At 75.1% G+C, this 4,176-nt stretch carries 1 pseudogene; it reads left to right on the top strand.

Annotation, left to right across the window (positions count from 1 at the left end):
• Positions 1–906: 906 nt before the first annotated feature.
• Positions 907–4,176 (top strand): annotated as a pseudogene (locus A5727_RS28420) (PE family protein); the annotation flags it as partial.

Below are 4,176 nucleotides of genomic sequence, written 5' to 3'. Positions count from 1 at the left end.
GGCACCGGTGGTGCCGGTGGTGACGGCGGCAACGCCGGACAGTCCGGCAGCGGCGGTGACGGCGGTGACGGCACCGGTACCGGCAACGGCGGCAACGGTGGTGACGCGGGCGGCACGGCACACCTCGGTGGTGGCAGCGGCGGCCGCGGCGGAGACTCGGTGCTCGGCGATGGCGGCGCCGGTGGTGCCGGCGGTAACGGCGGTGACGCCGGTACGGTCGCCGGCAACGGCGGTGATGCTCTTGGCACCGGCAACGGCGGCAACGGCGGCTGGGCTGGTCTGGGCGGCTGGGGCGGCCCTGGCGGTGCCGGTGGAAATGCGTTGGGCGCCACGGGTAATGGTGGCGCCGGTGGTGCCGGCGGTAACGGCGGCAACACGACTGCGACCGGTGGGACCGGCGGCGACGGCGGCGTGGGTGGCGACGGCGGCAGAGGCGGCAACGGCGGCTGGGGCGGCGTCGGCCGTGAAGGCGGAGCCGGTGGTAACGCGGCAGGATCCGGCACCGGTGGCGCCGGTGGTGCCGGTGGCAACGGTGGGACGAACTCCAACGCGGGTGCCGGTGGTGACGGTGGTGACGCCTACGGGACGGTGAACGCTGGTCACGGTGGCGCTGGTGGTACCGGTGGCGGCCCGAACTTCGCTCCCTTCCCGCCGTACCAGTTCGGCCAGGGCGGTGCCGGTGGTGCCGGCGGCAACTCGGTGCTCGGTGACGGTGGCGCAGGTGGTGCCGGTGGAATCGGCAGCTCCGGTGGTGTCGGTGGTGCCGGTGGCCAGGGCGGTGCCGCAGATGCCGCCGGTGGTGCCGGTGGCGATGGTGGTGCCGGCGGTAAAGGTGGTGTCGGCAGCGCAGGTGGTGCCGGTGGTGCCGGCGGCAACTCGACCGGGGTCGCGGGCTCCGGTTCCGGTGGTGCCGGTGGTGCTGCTGGTGCGCTGGGCAGCGGTGGCGCTGGCGGCGATGCCGGCGATGGTGGCAGTGGCGTCGGCGCTGGTGACGCAGGTTCCGGTGGCGCCGGTGGCGCTGGTGGTGCTGCGGGAGTTCCCAACACCGGCGGCCCGAGCGGTACCGGTGGCACGGGTGGCGCCGGCGGCAGCGCGGCTGGCAGTGGTGACGGTGGTACCGGTGGCGCGGGCGCTGCCGGTGGTGACGGTGGCCAGGGCGGTGACGGCGGTGCTGGTGGCATCGGTGTCGATGGTGCCGACGGCGGAGCCGGTGGTGACGGTGGCGCAGGCGCGACCGGTGGTGCTGGTGGCGCAGGTGGCGCCGGCGGCAGCGCGGTCAGTGGTTCGGCGGGCGACAACGGTTCCGGCGGCGCTGGCGGCAATGGCGCCGATGGTGGTCGGGCCGGGGACGGCGGCGACGGTGGACACGGCACGGTCAGTCATCCCGATGGCGGTGATGGCGGTGCCGGTGGCGACGCTGGCCTGGCTGGTGGCAGCGGTGTCGGCGGCGCAGCCGGAGTCGGCGGAGCAGCCGGCACCGGAACTGCAGGCCTCAACGGCAGCGCGGGTGTGGTGAACACCAGCGGCGGTAGCGGCGGTGACGGTGGCGACGGATTCGACTTCGCGCATTCTGGTGCTGTTGTTTTTGTGGGTACCAACGGTGGCCGAGGTGGCGCTGGTGGTGATGCAGGCACGTATGGCGATGGTGGCCAGGGTGGTGCCGGTGGCGGTGGTGCCGTCGGTGGCAATGGCGGCATGGGTGGTGCCGGTGGTTCCGCGCAGACCGGTGCTGGTGGCGCTGGTGGTGACGGTGGTGTCGGCGGTGCTGGCGCTGTGGGTGTGGCGGCTGGTTCCGGTGGCTACGGTGGTGCCGGCGGCAGCGTGAGCGTTGACGGCGCTGGTGGCGCCGGTGGTGACGGTGGTGTCGGTGGTCGTGGCGCCGATGGTGCGGCGGCTGTGGCTGGTGGTGCCGGTAACGACGGCGCGATGGGCGGCAGTGGTGGGCAGGGCGGTGCCGGTGGTGCCGGTGCCGGGGCTGGCGACGGTGGTGCTGGCGGTGCCGGTGGTGCCGGCGGTGCCGGTGGCCATGGTTCAGACGGCAATTCCGGTGTCGACGGGGCTGGTCAGAACGGCGGTGCCGGCGGCGACGGTGGCTACGGCGCCAGCGGTGGCCGCGGCGGCGATGCGCTGGGCAGCGGAAACGGCGGTGCCGGTGGACGTTCCGGTGACGGCGGCGCAGGCGGCGACGGCGGTGCGGGCTCGGATTCGACCAGCGTTGACGGCGCCGGCGGCCATGGTGGCACCGGTGGCTCGGGCGGCGATGCGATCAATGGCCCCGGCGGTGGAAACGGCGGTGCCGGCGGTAAGGCCTGGGGCACCGGCACCGGTGGTGCCGGTGGTGACGGCGGCAACGCCGGACAGTCCGGCAGCGGCGGTGACGGCGGTGACGGCACCGGGACCGGCAACGGCGGCAACGGTGGTGCCGCGGGCGGCACGGCGCATCTCGGTGGTGGCGGCGGTGGCCGCGGCGGCGACTCGGTGCTCGGTGACGGTGGTGCCGGCGGTGCCGGCGGCAACGGCGGTGACGCCGGTGCGGTCGCCGGCAACGGTGGCGATGCCCTCGGCACCGGCAACGGCGGTGCCGGTGGCTGGGCCAGCCTGGGCGGCTGGGGCGGTATCGGCGGTGCCGGTGGAAATGCGTTGGGCGCCACGGGTAATGGTGGCGCCGGTGGAGCCGGCGGCAGCGGCGGCAACACGACTGCGACCGGCGGAGCCGGCGGCGACGGCGGCGTGGGTGGCGACGGCGGCAGAGGCGGCAACGGCGGCTGGGGCGGCATCGGCCGCGAAGGCGGCGCCGGTGGTAACGCGGCGGGATCCGGCACGGGTGGTGCCGGTGGCGCCGGCGGCAACGGCGGTTCCAACTCCAACGCTGGTGCCGGTGGTGACGGTGGTGCGGGCACGGTTTTGGTGAGCGCCGGAAACGGTGGCGCCGGTGGTAACGGTGGCGGACCCAACTACGCTCCCTTCCCGCCGTACCAGTTCGGACAGGGCGGTGCCGGTGGTGCCGGTGGCAACTCGGTGCTCGGTGACGGTGGTGCCGGTGGCGCCGGCGGCATTGGCAGCGACGGCGGAGCCGGCGGTGCTGGCGGCAACGGTGGGGCAGGCGACCCGGCTGGCGGTGCAGGCGGCAACGGCGGTGCGGGTGGCAATGGCGGTGTCGGCAGCGTCGGTGGCGCTGGTGGCGCCGGTGGTAGCTCGACCGGGGCCGCGGGCACCGGTTCCGGTGGCGCCGGTGGTGCGGCCGGGGCGATGGGCAGCGGTGGCTCCGGCGGAGACGCCGGCAATGGTGGTGATGGCTTCGGCGCCGGAGCTGCTGGTTCCGGTGGTGCCGGTGGCAAGGGTGGCGCCGCGGCCGTTCCCTACACCGGTGGACCCGGCGGTAATGGCGGCAACGGCGGAGCCGGTGGCAGTGCGGCCGGCAGCGGTGACGGTGGTGCCGGTGGTGCCGGTGCCGCTGGTGCTGACGGCGGCGACGGCGGCGACGCTGGTGCTGCGGGTGTCGGTTTCGACGGCGCTGACGGCGGTGACGGTGGCGACGGTGGTGTCGGTGGAGCCGGTGGCGCTGGTGGTGACGGCGGTGCCGGAGGCACCTCGGTCGGCGGTTCTGCCGGTGACAACGGTTCCGGTGGAGCCGGCGGCAACGGCGGCAACGGCGGTCAGGCCACTGACGGTGGCGACGGCGGACACGGCACTGTCGACCATCCCGACGGCGGTGACGGTGGCGCCGGCGGTGACGCAGGCGCGGCCGGTGCGGCCGGTATCGGTGGCGCCGCCGGCGTGGGCGGAGCAGCCGGCACCGGAACTGCAGGCACCACAGGCCAAGCCGGCACGGTCAACACCGTGGGCGGCCACGGCGGCGACGGTGGCGACGGCTATGACTTCGCCTCCGATCCCGCTGCGCCTTCGGGTGCCAGTGGTGGTCATGGTGGCCGCGGTGGTGACGCCGGGTCGTATGGCGATGGTGGCCAGGGCGGTGACGGCGGCAGCGGCACCGCGGGTGCCGATGGCCTCAGCGGTGTGAACCCGGGTGAGTCCGGTCAGGACGGCCAGGCCGGTGGGCACGGCGGTGACGGTGGTGCCGGTGGTGCCGGCGGCACGATCTCCGGTGATGCCGGCTCCGGTGGTGCCGGTGGTCACGGTGGCGATGGTGGTCATGGTGGTGCTGGTGTGGCCGGT

This window comes from Mycobacterium sp. ACS4331, assembly GCF_001667265.1.
Classification (GTDB): Bacteria; Actinomycetota; Actinomycetes; order Mycobacteriales; family Mycobacteriaceae; genus Mycobacterium.
This window is presented reverse-complemented; position numbering and strand designations above follow the sequence as displayed.